Origin of the sequence: Streptomyces sp. RP5T, from assembly GCF_003933965.1 — a bacterium.
Classification (GTDB): Bacteria; Actinomycetota; Actinomycetes; order Streptomycetales; family Streptomycetaceae; genus Streptomyces.
Genome location: NZ_RSAJ01001234.1, coordinates 1 through 652 on the forward strand (window position 1 = coordinate 1; position 652 = coordinate 652).

Annotated in this window: 1 protein-coding gene and 1 pseudogene; both read right to left on the reverse strand. The window is 66.7% G+C overall.

Translation table 11 applies throughout. The annotated features are described in order from the left end of the window. Nucleotides 1-471 (reverse strand): Uma2 family endonuclease (locus EHS43_RS45590; protein ID WP_148104387.1); only part of this gene is annotated, 471 nt, incomplete at its 3' end. A gap of 49 nt (nucleotides 472-520) precedes the next feature. After that, nucleotides 521-652 (reverse strand): annotated as a pseudogene (locus EHS43_RS48685) (helix-turn-helix domain-containing protein); the annotation flags it as partial.

Genomic DNA, 652 nt, shown 5'->3' on the forward strand with positions numbered 1-652 from the left:
GGTGAGGACGGCGCCGGTGGCGGTGCGGGGGTCGAAGATCGCGTAGACGGGGATGCCGATCAGGGGGTAGTCGCGGACCTTGCCGACCCAGTCGTTGTCGGGGTTGGAGCGGGAGACGACCTCGATGGCGGCGCGAATCGTATGAGGATCGAAGGTTCCTTCGGTCTCCATGTCGACCTCGGCGATCACCATTACGTCGGGACGTCGCATGATGCCTTCGGACTGGCCCTCCACATCCGGCTCGCCTGTGTGCGCCACGATCTCTTCCGGCATCACCTTTTCCAGACGCTTCCTGAGACGCAGCACTGTGAGCTCGTGCGGCCCAATGGGCGACATCATGTCGTGGACGATCCCTTCCTGGGTGATCTCGAACTTGCCAGGGATGGTGTCGTCCATGGACTGAACGAGATCTCGCATCGCCCGGTAGATGTGGGAGCCGCTCCGTTGCGCGTCGTCCGGTGCGATGGTCATGGCGCTCGCTCCTCGTCTGTGCCCAGGGGCCAGGATCGTCACGTCCATGCTAGGCGGCCTCCGGGAGATCGCCTCGGCAGTCGCGGCAGCGGCCTGGTTCGGGGGCGCGGAAGGCGCGGTCGCAGCCGTCGCAGGTCTGGAGCCGGTGTCGGACCTCCGGCGGTGGGGCCGGGGGCCGGAT